Source organism: Salinirubrum litoreum (assembly GCF_020567425.1).
In the GTDB taxonomy this organism is placed as follows: Archaea; Halobacteriota; Halobacteria; order Halobacteriales; family Haloferacaceae; genus Salinirubrum; species Salinirubrum litoreum.
Window position 1 is genome coordinate 433,991 of record NZ_JAJCVJ010000003.1, and the last position, 19,688, is coordinate 453,678.

17 protein-coding genes are annotated in these 19,688 nt (G+C 66.4%); 11 read left to right on the plus strand and 6 right to left on the minus strand.

Features of this window, described 5'->3' with window-relative positions; all coding sequences use genetic code 11:
* Nucleotides 1–52: 52 nt before the first annotated feature.
* From LI337_RS17925 to LI337_RS17935, 3 genes are all read left to right on the plus strand, one after another.
* The gene (locus LI337_RS17925) at nt 53–5,506 is read left to right on the plus strand and encodes an Ig-like domain-containing protein (RefSeq protein ID WP_227231292.1); all 5,454 of its coding nucleotides are present in this window, start codon (nt 53–55) and stop codon (nt 5,504–5,506) included.
* Complete coding sequence (locus tag LI337_RS17930) at nt 5,499–6,176, plus strand: hypothetical protein (protein ID WP_227231293.1); 678 nt, start codon at nt 5,499–5,501, stop codon at nt 6,174–6,176. The genes LI337_RS17925 and LI337_RS17930 overlap by 8 nt, the downstream gene beginning before the upstream one ends.
* Before the next feature lie 92 nt (nt 6,177–6,268).
* Nucleotides 6,269–6,841, plus strand: coding sequence for a metallophosphoesterase (locus LI337_RS17935; RefSeq protein ID WP_227231294.1), 573 nt, complete (start codon nt 6,269–6,271; stop codon nt 6,839–6,841).
* Nucleotides 6,842–6,865: 24 nt separating this feature from the next.
* On the opposite strand, the gene LI337_RS17940 is transcribed toward LI337_RS17935, so the two are convergent.
* Nucleotides 6,866–7,441 (minus strand): DoxX family membrane protein, encoded by a 576-nt coding sequence (locus tag LI337_RS17940; protein ID WP_227231295.1) that lies wholly within the window; start codon nt 7,439–7,441, stop codon nt 6,866–6,868.
* Between the two features lie 162 nt (nt 7,442–7,603).
* Between LI337_RS17940 and LI337_RS17945 the strand changes: the two genes are divergently transcribed.
* On the plus strand, nt 7,604–8,380 hold the full coding sequence (locus tag LI337_RS17945) for a TOBE domain-containing protein (protein ID WP_227231296.1): 777 nt from the start codon (nt 7,604–7,606) through the stop codon (nt 8,378–8,380).
* Between the two features lie 107 nt (nt 8,381–8,487).
* Complete coding sequence (locus tag LI337_RS17950; RefSeq protein WP_227231297.1) at nt 8,488–8,784, plus strand: DUF202 domain-containing protein; 297 nt, start codon at nt 8,488–8,490, stop codon at nt 8,782–8,784.
* Nucleotides 8,785–8,840: 56 nt separating this feature from the next.
* Here LI337_RS17950 and LI337_RS17955 read toward each other — a convergent pair whose 3' ends face one another.
* On the minus strand, nt 8,841–10,892 hold the full coding sequence (locus LI337_RS17955; protein ID WP_227231298.1) for a glycoside hydrolase family 15 protein: 2,052 nt from the start codon (nt 10,890–10,892) through the stop codon (nt 8,841–8,843).
* 207 nt (nt 10,893–11,099) lie between these two features.
* Between LI337_RS17955 and LI337_RS17960 the strand changes: the two genes are divergently transcribed.
* The 3 genes from LI337_RS17960 (at nt 11,100) to LI337_RS17970 (ending at nt 12,436) form a co-directional block, all read left to right on the plus strand.
* Entirely contained in the window at nt 11,100–11,783 is a 684-nt protein-coding gene (locus LI337_RS17960; protein WP_227231299.1) for a V-type ATP synthase subunit D, read from the plus strand.
* A gap of 201 nt (nt 11,784–11,984) precedes the next feature.
* Nucleotides 11,985–12,191, plus strand: coding sequence for a hypothetical protein (locus LI337_RS17965; RefSeq protein ID WP_227231300.1), 207 nt, complete (start codon nt 11,985–11,987; stop codon nt 12,189–12,191).
* Nucleotides 12,192–12,268: 77 nt separating this feature from the next.
* Nucleotides 12,269–12,436 carry a hypothetical protein gene (locus LI337_RS17970; protein ID WP_227231301.1) on the plus strand — a complete coding sequence of 56 codons (168 nt, stop codon included), beginning with the start codon at nt 12,269–12,271 and terminating at the stop codon, nt 12,434–12,436.
* A 98-nt stretch (nt 12,437–12,534) separates the two neighbouring features.
* Here the strand turns inward: LI337_RS17970 and LI337_RS17975 are convergent, their stop codons facing one another.
* Complete coding sequence (locus LI337_RS17975) at nt 12,535–12,741, minus strand: DUF8149 family protein (RefSeq protein WP_227231302.1); 207 nt, start codon at nt 12,739–12,741, stop codon at nt 12,535–12,537.
* Nucleotides 12,742–12,926: 185 nt separating this feature from the next.
* On the opposite strand from LI337_RS17975, the gene LI337_RS17980 reads away from it, so the two are divergent.
* Entirely contained in the window at nt 12,927–13,964 is a 1,038-nt protein-coding gene (locus LI337_RS17980) for a zinc-dependent alcohol dehydrogenase family protein (RefSeq protein WP_227231303.1), read from the plus strand.
* A 1,941-nt stretch (nt 13,965–15,905) separates the two neighbouring features.
* Nucleotides 15,906–17,174 (plus strand): Cdc6/Cdc18 family protein, encoded by a 1,269-nt coding sequence (locus tag LI337_RS17985; RefSeq protein ID WP_227231304.1) that lies wholly within the window; start codon nt 15,906–15,908, stop codon nt 17,172–17,174.
* A 316-nt stretch (nt 17,175–17,490) separates the two neighbouring features.
* On the opposite strand, the gene LI337_RS17990 is transcribed toward LI337_RS17985, so the two are convergent.
* The gene (locus LI337_RS17990; protein WP_227231305.1) at nt 17,491–17,736 is read right to left on the minus strand and encodes a DUF7542 family protein; all 246 of its coding nucleotides are present in this window, start codon (nt 17,734–17,736) and stop codon (nt 17,491–17,493) included.
* A 232-nt stretch (nt 17,737–17,968) separates the two neighbouring features.
* Between LI337_RS17990 and LI337_RS17995 the strand changes: the two genes are divergently transcribed.
* Nucleotides 17,969–18,256, plus strand: coding sequence for a hypothetical protein (locus tag LI337_RS17995; protein WP_227231306.1), 288 nt, complete (start codon nt 17,969–17,971; stop codon nt 18,254–18,256).
* Nucleotides 18,257–18,338: 82 nt separating this feature from the next.
* Here the strand turns inward: LI337_RS17995 and LI337_RS18000 are convergent, their stop codons facing one another.
* Together LI337_RS18000 and LI337_RS18005 are read right to left on the minus strand one after the other, a co-directional pair.
* Nucleotides 18,339–18,737 (minus strand): DUF7970 domain-containing protein, encoded by a 399-nt coding sequence (locus tag LI337_RS18000; protein WP_227231307.1) that lies wholly within the window; start codon nt 18,735–18,737, stop codon nt 18,339–18,341.
* Entirely contained in the window at nt 18,737–19,597 is an 861-nt protein-coding gene (locus tag LI337_RS18005) for a ParA family protein (RefSeq protein WP_227231308.1), read from the minus strand. Before LI337_RS18005 ends, LI337_RS18000 begins: the two co-directional genes overlap by 1 nt.
* Nucleotides 19,598–19,688: the final 91 nt, after the last annotated feature.

Consider the following 19,688-nt stretch of genomic DNA (forward strand, 5'->3'; position numbering starts at 1 on the left):
CTATTTGAATCAGACACGACGACCATTCATCAACACAGGAGATGCGTTTCGTATGCGAGACAGAGGTTCCGACGAGGTGGGGGAGCGACGCGCCAGCCAGCAGTTCGACCGGCTGTCCAGTGTCGGCGATCTGACGGCAGTTCTCTGTGCCGTGCTGGTTCTCACGGGGACGCTCGTCCCGTTCGTCACGCCCGCAATCGCGGCAGGCGACCCGCCCGAGCCACGACTCACCGACGTCGACGTGCCCGACAGCGTGACGCTCGGCGAGTCGTTCGAGGTCACGGTCGAGGGGCGGAACGACGGCGGGCGCGGCGGCCACTACTCGACCATCTCGGTCTCCTCGCCGACGTTCGACGACCCCGGTGACGGCGACCGCGTCCGGGTGACAGACGGATCGGATCACGCCTACGACACGGTCGTCTCGGCCGGCGAGACGGTCTACACGAAGTCCGGAGACGCGGTCACGGCCGACTACGCCGTCGCCGAGGCCGGCAGTACCGGGAACAGCTACTGGCAGGGTGGCGACGCCCGCGACCTCTCGGTCGAGTTCACGCCCGAGCAGGCGGGCACCGTGGTCGTCTACGTCCGGGTGACGATGCCCGACGACGACGACCAGGAGGCGAAGTACACCGCCCCCGAGTACGGCGACGACACCGACCAGCAGGGGTTCGAGGTGCGCCGGTACGAAGTCGAGGTACGCGAGGAGGCGGACCCCACCGCGACTATCGAGGACGTGAGGTACCCCTCCGGTGAGTTCTCGGTCGGCGACGAGGTCCGCACCGAAGTCGAGGTGAGGAATACTGGAGCCAGCGACCACGAGTTCCACGTCGGCTACGCGGTCCGGGGCGAGGACGGCGAGTGGCGCGACAACGACGCCTCGACCGACGAGTCCATCCCGTTGCGGGCGGGCGAGACGGACACCGTCACCGTCGAGTGGACCGTCCGCGACGACGCGCCGGTCGGCGAGTACGACGTGCTGACGAAGGTGTACACCGAGAAGTCCGGCGGCGACCTCGAGGACTTCCAGGACGAGGACAGCGACCGCGACGCCTTCCGGGTCGTCTCGGCCACCAGTCCGCCCGACCTCGAAATCGACGCCCCGACCGACGATCCGACCGTCGGACCCGGCGAGCGCGTCGACTTCTCGGTCGACGCCGAAGATTCCGACGGGGACCTCGACGGCGTGGAGTGGTACGTCGACGGCGACTACCGCGACGACAGTTACCTCTCGGGCGCGAGCGACTCGACGTCGTGGGACACGACCTTCGACGACCCAGGCACCTACCGCGTCGAGGCGGTCGCCTACGACGAGGAGCGCGAGTACAGCGAGGCCGTCTCGTGGACGGTCGAGGTCCGCGCGGCCGACCCCGAGGGCGACATCGAACGCGTCGACTGGCCGGCAGGCGAGTACGAACCGGGTGACGTCGTCCGGACCGAGGTCGACGTCGAGAACACCGGGGAGGCCGGCCACGAGTTCGCGGTCGGCTACAGCCTCCGCGGACCCGACGGCGAGTGGCACGACGACGACGGGACGACCCACGAGACGGTGTACGTCCCGGCGTTCGACGACCGCACGGTCACCGTCTCCTGGCGGGTCCCCGAGGACGCGCCTGCGGGCGAGTACGACGGCCAGGTCGCGCTGTACGAACGTGTCTCGGGCGACGAACTCGCCGGCTTCCTCGACGACCGCAGTGACCGGAACCTGTTCCGGGTCGCACCCGAGAACACCGCGCCCGACCTCGGTCGGGAGTCCCCGCGCGACGACGACGTGACCGCCGAAGTCGAGGAGTCGATCGACTTCGCGGTCGACGCGGCGGACACGGAACGAAACCTCGACCGCGTGGAGTGGTACGTCGACGGCGACCGGGTCGACACCGAGTACACGAGTGGCGGGTCGGAGACCGCCGAACTCGACTGGACCTTCGACGAGTCCGGCGACTACACGGTCAGTGCGGTCGCGGTCGACACGACCGGCGCGGAGAGCGCCTCCCTCTCGTGGGACGTGACCGTCGAGGCAGTGCGTCCCGAAGCGACCATCCGGGCCGTGGACTGGCCGACCGGCGAGTACGAACCGGGCGACCGCGTGACGGCGACGGTACTGGTCGAGAACACCGGATTGGTCGGGCACACGTTCCACCTCGGCTACAGCGTCCGGGGTCGTGACGGCGACTGGCAGTCGAACGACGGGACGACCGACGAGGACCGCTACCTCGCGCGCGGCGAGGACGACTACGTCGACGTGTCGTGGACCGTCCCGGAGGACGCCGCACCCGGCGAGTACGACGCACTCGTCGCGGTCTACAGACAGGAGACGACAGACGGTCTCACGGGTCGGATCGACGACGCGGACGAGGGTGACACCTTCTCTGTCGTCACGCCTCGCCCGACTACCGACCTCGACGTCGAGCGACTCCCGGACGGCGAGTACACGCCCGGCGAGACGGTGACGACAGAGATCGACCTGCGAAACACCGGCGACCGGGAGACGATCTACGAGGTTCAGTACCGCCTCGTCGGTCCCGAAGGTCGGCTGGTGCCCGGCGCGGACCCACGAGAGATCAGCCTCCGCCCGGCCGAAGAAGACCCGATCACCCTCGACCGCACGCTTCCGACCGACGCGCCCGACGGCGCGTACGACGTGGTCGTCGTCGTGACCAGCGAGTACGAAAGCGACCGGGTGACCGTCGCCGAGTCCGACGAACGCGACGCGTTCCGGATCGCGGGCGCGGATGTGGCCGTCGGCGCGGTCGATTTCGATGACGACCGGTACACCGCCGGATCGGTCGCCAGTGGCACGCTCGACCTGCGGAACCCGACCGGCACCGACCGACGGTACGACCTCGAACTGTCGGTCGTCGGCCCCGAGGGTCGCACGACCGAGGTGACGGTCGCCGACGACGACCCTGTGACGATTCCGGCCGACTCGTCGGTCACGACCGACCTCCGGTGGTCGGTCGCCGACGGGACGCCGACCGGGACCTACGGGATCGACCTCTCGGTCTGGCCCGCAGACGCGGCCCACACCGACGCGAACCGCCTCACGCACGTCGATCGGGAGAGGATCGTCGAGATCATCGACAGACTCGACGACCGGGCGGCAGTCGGCGAGATTCGGGCCGACCCCCGTATCGCACTTGTCGGCGACACCGTCCAGACGACCGCGACCGTCGAGAACACGGGCACGGAACGCCGGGCGTTCACGGTCACGACCGGCCTGCGCGGGCCGAGTGGGATCGTCGCCGACGAACTCGAACGCACCGAGACCGTCCGACTCAGGCCCGACGAGACCGAGACGGTCGAGGCGGGGTTCGGACTCCCGGCGACGACCGCAGTCGGCGACTACGACGTGGTCGTGACGGTGCAGGAAGCCGACCGCGAGATCACGCGGCGAGTCAACGAGAGCGCCGTCGACGTGTTCGGCGACGAGGGGCAGGGCGTCACGGTCGAGTCGGTGTTCACCGACTTCTACGCCCGACCCGGCGAGTCGATCACCGTCGGGATCGGTGTCTCCTCGGGCGCGGTCCCCCGAGAGGTGGCGGTTCGCTACCACCTCCGGGGACCGACGGGTGACGTCGTCACCCCGCCCGACGCCGAGCGAATCGTCGATCTGGACGACTTCGACTACGAACACCTGACGGTCGACGTGCCGATCACCGACGCGTTCACCAGTGGGAAGTACGACGTGATCGTCACGGTCGCCGATCCGGGGACGGCGGTCGGCGAGTCACCACTCGCCCGGCAGGTCGCGGAGGAGCGCTTCACCGTGGACGCCGCAGAGAGTGGGTCGATCACCCTGGTCCCGACGAGCGACTTCTCGGCGAGCGTCGACCTGCGGCGGGACGGCGATCTCGTGGACTCGAGTTTCGTCGACACGGGCGACGACGTCACGTTCACCGGTCTCGCGCGCGGCGAGTACACCGTCGAGTACCGAACCGTCGCGGTCTTCGGCGGCGGCGAGACGGTCACGCGGTCGGTCGAACTCGGCGAGGGCGACGACCGCGAGATCGAACTGTCGCCGGAGCGGGCGTCCGCACGCGGGACCGTGGAGATAGACGGTCGGCGACTCACGGGCGCGACGGTCAACATCAGCGGAGAGCCGGCCAGCACGAACGCGGACGGGGCGTTCCAGTTCGGCCGGGACCTCTCCGAAGGGGACCACACCCTGCTCGTCGAGTACGACGACCGGATCATCCACCGCGAGGTGGTCGAGATCGACGCCGGCCAGAACGAACTCGACGTGGACATCGACTACGTCGACCCGTACCCCGGTGACGAGTTCGACGCCGACGAGTTCATGCTCGGCTTCTGGTGTGGCGACTTCTGTTACGGCGCTGACGGCAACGGCCACGCCAACGCCGAGTACATGCTCGGCTGGCTGATCGGGTCGATCAACCCCGCGTTCGACGTCCGGGACGGTCTCGCGGCGGCCGGTCGGGGCGACGTGGTCGGGGTCGGTCTCTCGCTGATCGGTCTCGCGCCGTACTACGGCGACGGCGTCTCCTTCGGCGGCCGGTTCGTGAAGTTCGTGGACGACGCGACGCCGCGACAGGTCCACCAACTCCGGGAGATGGTCAGACAGTCCGGACTCGACGCGAAGGATACGATCCTCGCCAAACTCTACGACGGCGCGGAGACGCGGAAGGTCCTCCGCGACGAGTTCGGTGTGAGTCGGTCGGCGACGACCAGGATGTCGACCGCCGACGCCCGGACGCTCCGGCGGTCTGCGGGCCGACTCCGGAACGCCGGGTTCGACGACGACACCATCGGTCGGTTCGTCGAGACGAACAGTCACCAACCGAGTAAAGTCGCGGAGTTCGGCGACGCGGCCCGCGACTACGCGAAGGCCGCCGGGCAGTCGCCGAACGACGTCGACACAGTGCGTATCGCCAGCAACGCCGACATGCTGGAGGCGGTGTGGCTCTCCCGGGTCGCCGACGCCGAGCAAGCGACGGTCGCCGGGAAGTGGGACTACAGCAGCCTCGAACCGGGCGAGACCTACGTCACCTCGAACGTGAAACTCGAATCGACGGCCGGCGAGACGGTCGGTGAACTCGACGTGGTCGTCTTCGAGGTCGCCGACGACGGCGGCGTCAGGGTGACGAAGGCCTACGAGGTCGGCAGCGGGAAGTTGTCGAACAAGCCGGACCGACAGCTCCAGACTGCACTGGAGAACGCGAAGGACACCGGCAGTTCCACCCACGGCTACCTCGACGCAGACGCCTTCGGGCGACAGTCGACCGACGAGATGCACGAGGGCTACGTCGGCCTGACCGACGAGTACGACTACGACCTCGCGCGCCAGGCGACCCCCGACCCCGGCTCGCCGACCTACCCACTGACCGAGTTCAACGACATGAGTCGTGATCTGGACCTCCAGGTCGAGGGCAAACTGATCGACTCGCAGAGCTTCACGACGCCCGCCCTGCTCTCGCCAGGCGAACGGTCACAGTCGACGACGCGACCGATGCCGACGCGACTGATGACGCGGGGGACCGTCGATGCGTGAGGCGTACCTCGCGGTCGGTCTCGCACTGCTCGTCTGTCTCGCTGGCTGTGGGATGCCGACCGGTCCCGACGACGTGCTCGGGTCGAACGGCGGGACCGTAGCCACCGATTCGGCCCCGACCGGCGACGACTCGCAGTCGGCAGGTGACGACACGGCGACCCGGACCGTCGGCGGCGGTGGGCCCGCGTTCGCGGGCTCGCCGACCGGCTTCCTCCCGTACTCCTCGGAGTTACCGGTCTCCGGCTACCTCCGAACCGACGAGGCGGCTGGCGAGCGTGGCGTCGGCGGGTCGGGGGGTGACGGGAGCGTCGACGCCTCGGCGGGCCGGACCTTCGAGCGAACCGACAGCGCGACCGAGTCCGGCCCGGCGGTCGTCGACGCGCGAGTGGTGCTGTACGACTCGCCCACGGCGGCGGCCGACGCGCTCTCGTCGCTGGTCGCCGACTCCCGGGCGAACGACTCGGCGGTCGCCTACCGGGAGACGCCGGTCGACGCGCCGGTCGTCACCGTAGAGACGGTCGAAGACGGCCAGGCGGTGACGCGGGCGATGGCCCAGTACGGCGAGGCGGTCGTCGTCGTCACCGCCAGAACCGACTCAGACTCGTACTTCTCGGGGTTCACGCGGGGGGCCGTGGATGTGACGCTCGTGAAACTCGCGTCGAGTGGCTGAGCAGGCTGGGTTCTGGTCCGCCGAGTGACAGCGTGTCACACCTGGGGTACGCTTTTGCGGGGCTCACGCGACCGAACTGACGGAGGCGACCCGTGACGCGCTATCTCATCTCAGATCACCACTTCGGCCACGCGAACATCATCGAGTACTGCGACCGCCCGTTCTCCTCGCCCGGCGAGATGGACGGCGTCCTGCTGGACCGCCACTACGAGACGGTCGACCCGGACGACACGCTCGTCCACCTCGGCGACGTGGCGATGGACATGCGAGACGGCCGGGAGACCGTCGAACGGTTCGAGCAACTCGACGGCGACCTGCTCGTCCGCGGGAACCACGACGTAGGCCTGACACCGGGTGAGGCCCCGTTCCCGGTCGTCGAGTCGTGCGTCCTCGCACAGGGCGACGAGGAGTTCTACTGCACCCACCGGCCGGAGAACGTCCCGGACTCGTGGGACGGCTGGGCGATCCACGGCCACGTCCACAACAACGACACCGAGCACTTCCCGTTCGTCGCCGGACAGGAACAGCGGGTGAACGTCAGCGCCGAACTGCTCGACTACCGCCCGGTCGCACTCGACGCACTCGTCCACCTGCTCGACACCTGTGACGCCAGCACCCGACTCCGTGACGTAGAACAGGCGCGGGCGTGGCTCGACGACCGCTGAACCCACGAAAAGAGATCGACCGCGTCAGCCGAGAATCCAGCGGAGCCAGCCGTTCTTCTGGACGAACTCGAGCTTCTCGATCCGGGCGTCGAGTCCGAGGATCCTGCCCGCACCGATGGCACCGAGGCCGAACAGCAGGGCCGCGTAGACGAGGTGGTCGTCGACGACCCAGCCGTGTGCCAGCGGGAGGCCAGCCATCAGGCCGCCCTCCAGTGCCGCCGCCCAGAAGAACAGCATCATCACTGCCCCCCAGAAGGCGTTCCAGCGCACCAGCGCACCGAGGATCAACCCGAGGCCGGTGAGCGTCAAGCCCCACATGACCAGTTGGTCGATCACCGGGTTCCCGGCCATGCCCGCCCAGACTCCTCCGAAGGGGTTCCCCTCGGGGATGGCGTTTGCGAGGTAGCCGGCGGCCGTCCAGTTGTTCTCCGGGTTCGCGTCGAGGTAGGTGACGAGTTTCGTCAGGCCACCCTGCAGGAGCGTCCAGCCCATCACCACGCGGAGCGCGATGATCGCGTAGCCGATCCAGGTCTCGGAGTACTGGAAGTTGGTCTCACGTCCGAACAGTTCGGCGTCCATCGTACGAGTTCGAGTTGACATTGGTGATCGTCCTCGTCCTGAAGGTGACGCTATCGGGGCATATAGCGGGTGAGTGATTCCCGGTTTTCGATAATCGCCCGGGTCACGCGAACACCTGCTCTCTGTGACGGAGGATCGACAGACGACGACAACGCCTATGCCGAGGCGTGGCCACGGGTCGGTATGGACGTGCCCTCGGAGTTCGACGCCCGTCTCGGTGGGGGCGACGTGACGCTGACCGAACGCGACGTGAGACTCCTCCGCCGGATCGACGACCACGGGTCGATCAACGCCGCCGCCACCGACCTCGGGCGCTCCTACTCGCGGGCACAGCGCCGGGTCGTCGAACTCGAATCGGCCTTCGGCGACCTCGTCGAACGACAGCGCGGCGGCGCGGCAGGCGGCGGGAGTCGACTGACCGATCACGCGGTCGACCTGCTGTCACAGTACGACCGCCTCTGTGTCGAGTTCGCCAGCGTCGTCGAGACCCGCGAGACGGTGCTCTCGGGGACCGTAGCCGCGGTGGACGGCGATCTGGTCAGCGTCGAGACCCCGGCCGGGACCATCCGGGCGGTGGTCCCCGGTGACGGAACCGACCGTGACGGTGCCGACGGCGGAGTGGCAGATCGCGACGGGCGTGCTGCCGACAGAACAGACCGCGACGGTGCCGAGGTCCGACTGACGATTCGGGCCGACGCGGTGACGCTCCACGCCCCGGATCACGACCGCGACCCGAACGGGACGAGTGCCAGAAACCGGCTCTCGGGGACGGTCGGCGCGGTCGACCCCGGTGAGTCGGTCGCTGTCGTGACCGTCGATGTGGGCACCGCGACCCCGCTGTCGGCCATCGTCACCGACGAGAGTGTGGAACGTCTCGCGCTGTCGCCCGGTCGGGAGGTGGTCGCGTCGTTCAAAGCGACCGCGACTCACGGCGTGGTCGTCGGACGCGAGTCGGCGTGACACTCGCCGTCCGTGCGTGCCTCCGGTCGGGAGTCGGTGGCGAGGAGAGCAGAGAGTCTCTGGTGGCCGGGACAACTGAGATACCGTCGTCTGTCGTGTCTCTGATCATGAACGAGCAAAGTGCCACCGACCACGAGCAGTATCGAACCCACCTCGCGGAGGAACAGACGCGTCTCGCGCGCGAGCGAACCACCCTCTCGCACATCCGGACCGGCTTCGCCTCCTTTCTCTTCGGAGTCGCGATCTTCGGCCTCTTCGGCGACCTAATCTCGACTCTCGCGGGCGGCTTCTTCATCGCCGTCGGCCTGCTGTTTCTGGTCACCGGTTGGGTCTCCTACGTCAGGAGCAACCGCCGGACGCGCGAGCTGATCGAGGAACTCGAACACCCATTTCGCCGGCTGTGAGGAGAGCTACCCTGCCGGTCGGCGGGTGAGTCCTCGCCTCGCCGAGGGACCGGCGGTCACTCACGCGGTGCGAGGCCGTACGGTTCTCCTCGGGCCAGACTCTCGACGAGGAGGACGTACGTCGCCTGCGCCCACTGGAGGTTCGAGTTCCACCGCACGCGGCCCGCACCGTCCACTCGCTCCGGGAGCAATCCGGCCTCCGTCCGCCACGGCTGGCTGTGCGTGAAGACGTGATCGTGGACCGCGTCCGGGTCGACGCCGGACTGCCAGCGAACCACGTCGGTGTACGCCTCACACAGTGGCCAGCCGCCGTCTTCGACCGCGCCCGTGGGAGTGTAGTCGTCGCCCGGATACCGCCCGACGCAGGGACTCTGGTCGGCACGCCACGACTGGTCGGCCGCGAGGTCGGCCGTCGCTCGCATCGGCTCGTGGTCGGCGTCGACCACGTTCCACGGCCAGTAGGCCATGAACGCCGCCGCGTCCGGGCGCTCGTCGGCACGGGGTTTGTCCGCCTGTTCCGGACTGGTCGCCGTCACGTAGTGTGCCCCGAGCAGGCCGTCGTGCCGGAAACAGTAGTCGTCGAAGTTGTCGGCCCACCGGGTCGCCGTCTCCCGACAACGGTCGGCGTAGTCGGGCTCACCCATCGCGTCCGCGAGAGCGGCCATCGACCGCAGGCCCGCGATGGCGGCGGCACTCCCCGCTGTCGTGTACCCCCACGTCTCCTCCCACGGATCCTGGTGACGGCTCGGAAAGTCGCCGTCGTCCCACCGAAGCAGGAAGTCTGCGGCGCGTCTGCTCGTCGGGTAGTACGCGGTCAGCAGTGACTCCTCGCCCGTCTCCCGCCAGCAGAGCCAGTGGGCGTAGATCGGTCCCCCGACCTGATCCAGTTGGAGGGCGCGCCAGTGCGGGTCCCAGTTCGCGTAGTAGTTCTGCCACCACGACCCGTAGCGGTCGATCCCGCGACTGTCGGTCACGTCCTCGGTGATCTGGGCGTGTGAGAGCCAGTCGAGTGCCTCCCGCGCCTCGACGTGAGCCCCGACCGAGAGAAACGCCTGCACGACGACCACGAGATCGCGGGGCCAGACGAACCGGTACGCGAAGTCTCGCGGCTTGAACGCGCCGGCGACGATGCCACCCCGTCGGTCCTGTGCACACTTCATGCTCGTCAGAGAGAGTTCGTAGGTCTCGGTCGCGTACGCGTCGTCCACCGGAGACCCGGAACAGCTCTCGTGCCAGTCCTCCCAGACGGCCGTGAACAGGGATCGCTCCGCCCGGTAGCCGCGCCAGAGCGTCTGGATCGCGTGTTCGATCGCCTCTCGTTCGCTGTCGCCGAAGCCCACGGCCGTCAGCCAGGTCACGTCGGTCGACTCGCCGACGAACAGGCCGAAGCCAGCGTCGACCTTCCCCCGGAGGTGGTCGCTGTCGTCGATCTGGCCGTCGTTCTCCACGTAGATGTCCTGCCACGCGCTCCGGTCGGGACCGCTCGTCACCCCTTGATGGCCGACACGGTGGCCGTCGAAGGTGGTCTGGCCGGTCGCCGTCTCGCGCTGAGCGATGGCGAGGTACCGGCCCGCGTCGTGTGCGACCACGAAGTCGTAGCCGTGGTCGTGTCGGTAGTACGCCTCGTCTACGTCGTCACTCCCGGCGCCGTCGTGGATGCCGAGGCCGAACAGGGTGTAGACGGTGCGGGTCGCAGGCCCCGAGAACTGGAGTCGGTTCCGGACGAGCAGTGCGGCGGTGTCGACGCTGACGAGGACGTCCTGATCGAGGCTCGCCGTCGCACCGCTTCGGAACCGGAAGTCGTTGTGGACGTGGACCTCGGGGACTCTGCTCGACTCGTATCGCACGTCGCTGTCCAGTGCGTCGTCGCGCACGTCGAGCGTCTGACCCGCCGACTCGTCCCACAGGAGGACGTGCATGTCGTAGAACTGCTCGACGTCGAGGCGGAACGCCGACGTCTCCTCGATCAGCGCGCCGTGCCAGTCGCGGCGCGCGACGCCGGGGTAAGAGTTGACCGTGGCGAGAACCTCGGTTCCGTCGCCCAGCGGCGCGCTGACGATGGCGTCCTTGTCGCTTGAGCGGGCACCGCTCGCGTCGTCCGGATGCATGCAAGCCCGCAGACACGAGATTCCGACATAACCGTTCGTACCAACTCGGTAGGTCTCGGCCGACGATACGTCGGGAGAGGGGCGACGCGGTCGTCACGGACGACAGGGACGGACTCCAGCCGACAAGGGAACAACCGACACGCGAGGCCACCGGTGAGGTATCCAGGTGAACGCCTATCCCGATCGCAGTCGACACGTAGAGACGGGATGACGAGACGGCGTGGTCGGGTGGCACCGACTCACCACGAACTGCTCAACTTACAGCGGGAGATCAAAATCGCGACGAAGGGCGTCGGGATTCTGCGACAACGCCGAGACGGACTCGTCTTCGTCTTGCTCGATCTCCTAGACCGGTGGCGTGACCTCCAGCACGAGATGGACGCGGCCTTTCGGTCGGCGACACGCCTCCACGACCGCGCGATGGAACAGGAGGGCGAGAGTGTCCTGCGGCCGCTGGCGAACTCCCGGTCGAGTCACCCCGAACTGCTGTTCGACGAGACGAAACTCCTCGGGCTTCCGATCCCGATGATCCTCTCCGACCACGTCACGACACCGGTCGCCGAACGTGGCTACGGACTGCTCGGGACGACCGCCCTTGACGATGCGGTGGTCTCGGCGTTCGAGATGGTACTCGAACTCGTGATCAGGATCGCCGAGTTTCGACTCGTTCTCAGCGTGCTACTGGCCGAGATTCGGCGACTGCGGGTGCGCGTCAACTACCTCGAACGGTATCTGCTCCCGAATCTGGACGCCGAACGCGAGTACGTCCAGCGCTATCTGAACGAGCGGGACCGCGAAGAACGGTACCGGCAGTTCCGGGCGAAACGCCGGAAGGAAGAACGCCGAGAAGCGACCCAACGGCGCACCGATCGCCGACCGGCCGGCACATAGCGGAGTGTCTAGCACTATCTCACGTCCGACACGTAGTGGAGAATCTAGCTCGCGTCCTCGAATTGTTCGCCCTCCGCGGCGACCGGACGAAATCGGTGGTGACCACTCCCGCGTCCGTCGGTCGGCTCTCTCCACGGTCGAACCGAGACCGGCTGCGGTCGGTCCCGAAACACTTTGCGTCCGACGTGTCTCAGTGGTGGTATGGTCCATTGCCCCGACTGCGATTCGACCCTCTCTGACGCCGACGACGTGGAGTTCGTCGAGACCGACGCCCGACTTGGGTTCATCAGGGCGTCGAAGCGCTTCTACACAATCGAGTGTGCCGACTGCGGGAACGTCCTCGGGAACGGCGTGGCCGCAGCACAGGGGAACGGCGGCGCGGCGGGCGGTGCAGGCGGCGCTGATTGACGACCGTCTGGTGAACTCCCAACGCACTGCCGGACTCGAAGCCAAAGGTTTTGCCCGGCCCCCGAGTGGTCGGGGACATGGCACACTGCCCTGAATGTGACGCCAGCCTCTCCGAACAGGACGACGTGGAGTTCGTCGAGATGGACGCCCGAACCGGCTTCATCAAAGCCTCGAAGCGGTTCTATCTCGTGGCCTGCAACGACTGCGGTGCCGCGATCGGTGGCGGTGTCGCCGGGGCGAAGTAGGACCGGTCCGCTCCCGTCGGTCCGCTCCGGCGGTCGTCTCTCGTTGGTTTCTTTTTCGGCCGAAGTGTGTTCGTTGTTTGCCTCACTCGCGGACTGTCTCACTCCTCGTCGAGCAGTCCCATGTCCTCGACGACGAGGTTCGCCAGTTGGTCGGCGAGGTCCGGATCGACCGTGGCGACCTCCTCGCCGTCGTGGTGACGGTCGTTGTGTGCGTCCAGTTTGTCGGCCACGTCGTCGAGTGGAATCCGGGCGTCGGTCCCGCAGTCGGTGCAGACGATCGGGACTCTCGGCTCGTCGTCGCTCATGTCGGTAGCTGTGACGACTGTCGACAAAACGCCGACGGTTCGGCGCTGGCTTCCGAGACTGGCGTGCCGCGAGATGAGCTGTTTTGGTGTGCCGCGAGGTGAGGCGTTCTGGTGTGCCGCGACGTGAGGCGTTCTGGTGTGCCGCGACGTGAGGCTTTTTGCGGCGAGCGTCCGCCTGTGTCGATATGCGAGCTGCGACTTACCACGGACCGGGCGACATCCGGGTCGAGTCGGTTCCCGATCCCGAATTGGAGTCCTCGAAGGGTGCCATCGTGCGCGTGACACACACCGCGATCTGCGGCTCCGACCTCTGGTTCTATCGCGGTGAGAGCGACCGCGACGTCCCCTCTCGCGTCGGCCACGAGCCGATGGGTATCGTCGAGGAGGTCGGCGAGGACGTCGTGTCGGTCGAGCAGGGCGACCGTGCCTCCGCTCCGTTTCTCGTCAGTTGTGGCCGCTGTGAGTTCTGTCGGAAGGGACTCCACACCTCCTGTGTGAACGGCGACGGCTGGGGCGGTGAGAACGGCGGGGCTCAGAGCGAGTACGTCCGGTGTCCCGAAGCCGACGGGACGCTGGTCCGCGTGCCGGACCGCCACGCCGACGACGAGGAAACGCTTCGGTCGCTCCTCCCGCTGACGGACGTGATGGGCACCGGGCACCACGCCGCCGTGAACGCGGGTGTCGAAGCCGGGGCGACCTGTGCGGTCGTCGGCGACGGTGCGGTCGGACTGTGTGGCGTGCTCGCGGCCCGTCGACTCGGTGCAGAGCGTATCATCGCGCTCGGTCACCACGAGGATCGACTAGCGATCGCGGAGGAGTTCGGCGCGACCGACGTCGTGACGGCGCGCGGAGAGGAGGCGATCGAAGAGGTCCGGGAGTTGACCGGCGGCGGCGTGAACCACGTGCTGGAGGCGGTCGGTGCCAGCTCGGCGATGGAGACGGCGGCCGGTATCGCCCGCCCCGGCGGGACCGTCGGCTACGTCGGCGTCCCGCACGGGATGGGCGACGGTCTCGACCTCGGGCCGTTCTTCTCCGACAACGTCACACTGAGCGGTGGCGTCGCGCCCGTCCGTGCCTACGCCGAAGAGTTGATGGCCGACGTACTCCAGGGGACGCTCGACCCGTCCCCGGTGTTCACGAAGACGGTCGATCTCGACGGCGTGCCGGAGGGCTACCGCGCGATGGACGAACGCGACGCGATCAAAGTCCTCGTGAAACCCTGAGTCCACAGGTCGTTTGCCGTCCTCGAAGAGTCTATGAAACCCAACTTCACCCTCAGGTCAGAGCCATCTGGAACCCAGCCTCGTCCTCTGCTCACAGCCCCTGGAACACCACCATGTCCGGAGTTCTCGCGCGCTGATCGCGTGCGCTAACTCCCGCTCACTACGGCTTCGAAGCCCCGAAGCACCCGGAAACAGCGGACATCGTGGTGTTGCGTCGGTGATCGGTGTCGGAGAGTCGTCTGGAGGGAGAGATCGAGATTCGACAGTCCTCTCGGAGAAGTATCTGGACTGGTTCTCGGTCGTGTCGACGGACCGTCTCGAACGCGCACTGTCTCAGATGGTGGCTCGTCTCGGATGTGAACCGTCTCGATTGCGGACCGTCTCGGATGTGAACCGTCTCGATTGCGGACCGTCTCGGATGTGAACCGTCTCGATTGCGGACCGTCTCGAATGTTGATCCGCCTCAGATGGTGAATTCGGTGTTCTCACTGACTTCGCTCGGGAGTTGCTCGGTCGGTGCGACCGGTGGACACACCACGATGTCCGCAGTTCCGGTGTCGGTCGTCGGAACAGCGGACACGGTGGGGTGCTATCGGGCCAGTTGGAGGCCGGTCGGGCGGATCTGATCCGGTTGCCGAAGTGACCTGTCGCAGAAACCGCCTAGTACCAGTGGGTGAGAACGGTTCACACATTCATACCGGTGAGAGCGGTTTCATCACTCTCGCAGGATGGGATCGATTCAACCGATCTCCTCGACTGAACACGAGGAAGTTGCCGAGACGAACACCCCACCGTGTCCGCCGTTCTAGTGACACGTTCGGGGGAGAACAGCGGACATCGTGGTGTTCGGGTGGTTCAGCAGTGGACCAGCCGGAGTCGATTCTGTGGAAACAGTCGAGAAGAGACGGTTAGACACGGGAGTAGCAGTTACACGAGGGACGAGAGGAAGGCCGACCACACTCTCCCCCCACTTTGTCCGCGGTTCCGTCGCGAGGAACGGGGAGGGGGGTCGGCCAGACGTTCTTTTGACCCGTGAACGAGTCAAAAAAACACCACACTAGTGCCGTACGGACTAACTCGCATCGGTAAGTAATAAAGGTGGCGGTAGTAATATAGGCAATATTCCCCGGAGCAGACAGGGGGTGGTGTTCTTGGAGCCGAGAACAGCGGACACAGTGGGGGGAGTGTGTCCCCGGCTGTTTCGTGCTTATTTTATATATGAGCAGAACAGCGGACATCGTGGTGTTCGCCCGCAAGAACTGCGGACACGGTGGTGTCTGACGGACGGGACTCCCGGTGCCCGACTCCAGTCAACAGTCCGCCGACCCGTGACTCTCGAGCCTCGACCTTCGACCTTCGACTCGTGACCCTCGACCCTCAACTCTCAACTCCCAACTCTCAACCATTGACTCCGACGTCGACTCTCGACTGTCGACCCCGGAGCCGTGACCGTCGCCTCTCCGACCACCGATCTATCGCCCAGCGGCCCTCCAACTTCCACCACGACGGCCTGCCGACCTCCTGCAGGCTCTCCGGGAGAACGGCGGATGGAGTGCCGGGAGAACAGCGGACGGAGTGGTGTGGCGACGAATATTGTGGTCTCCCAGACGACTCAGAGCTCAGTGCTCGGAGCCGTCCGAGGTCGGGTTTCTGACCTCGACGGGCGTTCACGGCAATAGCGTCTGTGGCCGAACGAGTGGTGCACGTCGGAGTGTTCCCCCGAGTCTGGTCACGGCCACACCGACACCGAGACCGGTAGACGCGTAGGTGTCGCCCGACACACATCGTCGACACACGTCGTTTCGTCATCCCCGAACAGCGGACGTAGTGGTGTCGCCCCTCGCCGGTTTACTTATAAATGCGGAGAACGGCGGACACTCCGGACACTCCGGACACGGTGGTTTTATGTGACGTGGGGCACACGTGACGCCCGAGTAGCCGATGGGACTCTTCGAGCGCGACACCGAAATCTACCGGGACCGCGACGCCCTCCGCGAGGACTACCAGCCGGAGGAGTTGGTCGGACGAGACGACGAACTCGCGACCTACCGCACCGCCCTCCAACCAGTGATCAACGGCGAGCAACCGAACAACGTCTTTCTGTACGGGAAGACCGGGGTCGGCAAGACCGCCGCGACGCGATATCTCCTCACGCATCTCGAAGCCGACGCCGCCCAGTACGACGACATCAATCTGACGGTCGTCACGATGAACTGCGACGGTCTCACCTCTTCGTACCAGATTGCCACGCGACTCGTCAACGAGTTCCGCGACGAGGGAAGCCGGATCAGCACGACCGGCTATCCGCGTGCGAGCGTCTACGAGATGCTGTGGACGGAACTCGACGACTGTGGGGGGACCGTTCTCGTCGTCCTCGACGAGGTGGACCACGTCGAAGACGACTCGATCCTCTATCAACTCCCGCGTGCCCGCGCGAACGACAACCTCTCCGAGGCGAAGATCGGGATCATCGGTATCTCGAACGACTTCTCGTTCCGGGAGGACCTCTCGCCGAAGGTCAGATCGTCGCTGTGTGAACAGGAGATCCACTTCCCGGCGTACGACGCCTCCGATCTGCAGATGATCCTCGAACAGCGTGTCTCGGTCGCGTTCCACGAGGACGTGCTCGAACCGGGTGTCATCCCGCTGTGTGCCGCCTACGGTGCGAAAGACGCCGGTGACGCCCGGCAGTCGATCGACCTGCTGATGAAAGCCGGGGACCTCGCGCGCGACGAAGACACCCAGACGGTCACCGAAGATCACGTCGAGCGCGGTCGCCGGGAACTCGAGCGCGGCCGCATCAAGGAGGGGATCACCGGGCTGACTCAACACGGACATCTCGTGCTCTACGCACTCCTGACACTCGATCTGGAGGGCGAGGCCCCGGTCCGATCACGCGACGTGCGGCCGCGATACACCCGGTTCACCGAGATGGCCGACCGTGATCCACTCGTCCCGCGTCGGATGCGCGATCACCTCTCCGAACTGGCGATGCTCGGCATCGTCTCGGTGACCGAACGCAACGAGGGCCGACGCGGCGGGACCTACCGCGAGTACGCAATCGACATGGACGTCGATCTGTTGCTCGACGCCATCGAAGACACGGTCCGGGAGGTCGGCATCCACCAGTCGGTCAAGCGATTTCTCGTGGACGACGAACTCGACCACGGCGACACGGACCTCTCCGACTTCGCTCCCGAGAGTCGGTGACGACCACTGCGCGCTCTCGTCGACGAACGACGATCTGCCCCGGCAGGGAGCGCAGTTTTCTCCGGACATGGTGGTGTACCTCGGTGCCCTCTCGGCCGACGTTCGAACGGTCTCCCGGTCGCCAGGCTCACTGCCGACTCCGGCACTCGGCAAAACCGCTGGTGACACCTCACCCCGACACCACCGTGTCCGGTGTAACTCGGTAGAGTCCTCCTCTCGGCTGTTGACGCTCGGTCCTCGTCGAACACCACCCTGTCCGCAGTAACCGTCGGCTTCAGGCGCTGAAACGAGTGCAGAAGCGACCTCGGTTTACTCGCTACTCGTCGGTCACCGTGTTCGGGACGTCCGAGAGCGGCGAGTCGGTCGCACACTCCGGGCGACCGCAGACACCTGCCTCGTCGCCGGCGCGTTCGACACCCGAACTCAGCCGGCCCAACTCCCAGATCGCTTCGTGATCGGTCTCCTCGCGGTGGGTCTCGATCAGCGACCGGGCAGCAGCCAACCTGTCGAACGTCTCGTGAAGCGCGCAGTCGGGACAGGTGACGGTCGCTCTGCTCGCCATAGTCGTCGGGAAGAACCGTGGCGACAAAGAAGATTCGGCTCCGACTCGGAGAATACCGACCGAACGATCGGACGAGATGCCGGTCGAACTGTCGGACGCGATGCCGGTCGAACTGTCGGACGCGATGCCGGTCGAACCGTCGGCCGAGTGTGTCGTGACCGCTCACCACTTCGGGACCGAGTGACGATGCCGCGACCGACGCGCTCTTTCACCTCCGGGCCGAACAGTTCGTGTGAGCGACTACAGCTACGAGTGTCTGAACTGTCACGAGTTCAGCGTCTCTCGAGGGTTCGACGTGGCGTTCCTCTCGGTCACGTGTGAGGTCTGCGACTCCTTCGAGCGACTGGTCAACGGGACGATCCTCGATCAGTTCCGGGCCTTCGAGGAGTCGCCGCCCGACGAGTTCGACTGGGACCGACTGGACCGCAGAGAGAAGCTGATGGTCAGCGAGAAGATCGTTCGGCAGGGCCGATCTGTCGACGACTTCGAGATCACCGACCTGACAGACGACGAGAAGTGACCCTCGAAAAGCGTTCGAGCGTCTCGACGAGACAATCGCAGTGCGGGCGAAGAGATCGCGCAGTCGTCGCCTGTGGAGTCGGTCACTCCTCGTCTGCCCGTTCGGCGTCGATCTGTGCTGCGATCTCGTCGACGTGTTCGGCCGCGACGTGGACGACCGCGTCGTGGAACTCACGGCTCGTCAGGTCCCTGATCCCGTGTTCCGAGCGAAGCGCCGCCTCTACGCCGAACTCGGTGTCTTCGAACAGTTCGAGCGTTCCGTCGCGCACGTAGAGACTCTTCGCGCTCGTTTCGTCGAAGGCGAACGCCGGTCCCCCGGCGCGATCGGCCTCCGTCTCCTCTGTCGACTCGGACGTATCGGTCCCGTCTCCGCCGGCGGTCGCATCCGTGGCGGTGGCGTCGTCCGATCCGGACACGTCTTCCACTTGCTCGGGGTCGTCCAACTGCTCGCCGATCCCGGCGAAGCGGTTGTCGTCCGGCATCAGTCACTCCCTCCGGGCGGTCGGGTTGTCGTCCCACCGTTCTCTACGATCCGTGCGAGTTCGTCCAGTCTGTCGAGCATGTCGTTGTCGGGGTCGTACTCTCTGAGCGTCTGTCCGTCGCGCCACGCCCTGCTGAAGGCGATCCGGTGGCGGATTCCCGGGCCGGCACTCGCCGGTTCGTCGAACTCCACCGACCGCGCGAACTCCGGTAAGAACTCGGCGAACGGCGAGTCTTCCAGATCCTCGATGATCCGGCGCTCCTCGTTGTTCCCCGTCAGATCGTTCGGGACGATGGCCAGCAAGTCCAGATCGACCTCGTTTCTGATGGGTTGAATCTGGTGGCTCCACATCCGCTCGAAGCCGCTGACGCTCGGTTCGCTCATCAGCAGTGGCACGATCACGTGCTGGGACCCGATCAGTGCCGCGTCGGACAACGGGCCGAGGTTCGGCGGGGAGTCCATGACGAGGTAGTCGTACTCGTCGCCGACCAGTGGGTCGACGATCCGGCGCTGGACCCACAGCATCCCGAACGTCGAGTTCCGGATCTTGTCTTCGGCCTGATCCAGATCGACGTTCGCCGGGAGCACGTCGAACGTCTCGCCGTCCCCCTGGGCCGGTCGTTCCCGGATCACTTCGCGCACGTCCACCGGATCGGTGTCGGTCAGTACGTCGCCGACGTGTGGTGATCCGGACTCGTACACGTCGCTCATGCCGACGCCTTCGGTCGCGTTCCCCTGCTGGTCGAGGTCCACCAGCAGGACGTCGTTCCCCCGCGCGACCAGTGCGTCCGCGAGGTTGATCGCCAGCGTGGTCTTGCCGACCCCACCCTTCTGGAGGGAGACGCTCACCGCACGACTCACGTGTGACGCCCCCTGCGTCGCTCACAAATTCTACAATTTTTGAACCGTGTGAGCTGTCTACAAATCATGGTCTGCGTACGACACACTGCAC